General features: G+C 49.0%; 1 protein-coding gene. It reads right to left on the bottom strand.

Annotated elements, in window-relative coordinates; all coding sequences use genetic code 11:
* On the bottom strand, positions 1 to 486 hold a 486-nt coding region (locus tag A9G36_RS07085; protein ID WP_141670631.1), incomplete at both ends, for a DUF2345 domain-containing protein.

The raw sequence follows: 486 nt of genomic DNA, 5'->3' as shown, positions 1-486 counted from the left end.
TCACCATCGACACTGTCAATTTTTATATCCTGCTTGGCGGCCATGTTGAGGTTGGCGTTTTGGGCTTGCACCACAATATCGCCTTGGTTGGCAAACAGTTTCATGCCTGATTTGTGGGCAAATAAGCCCATCGCTTCGCCCGATGAGAGGGTAAGGTTTTTTAAGGCGGCAATGTCAGTTTGGTTTTCACTGGTTAAAGTAACGCTGTTGCCGGTGGAGAGTTGAATGTTTTGTGGACTGGTTAAGGCAATGCCTTCTTGGGCATAGGCAAGTATGCCGCTTTGGGTCAGTTGGCTTAATGTTTTGTTAAGTTGTTCTTGGCTGTCAGTGTCTGCACCGTGGGCTTCAGACTGAGTAGCCGCATTTTGTAGGGCTTTGGCAATGGATAGCGCATTTTCAAGCTGGGTAATGGCGGCTTGCATGTCGAGCTGTTTGCCTTGCGCTTTCGGCTCGGTTTGGGTGGTTAAGTATAATCCCCGTGCAGCT

Origin of the sequence: Gilliamella sp. Choc6-1, from assembly GCF_001690385.1 — a bacterium.
Taxonomy (GTDB): domain Bacteria; phylum Pseudomonadota; class Gammaproteobacteria; order Enterobacterales; family Orbaceae; genus Gilliamella; species Gilliamella apicola_A.
Note: the sequence above shows the minus strand (reverse complement) of the source record. Positions and strands in the feature narration are given on the sequence as shown.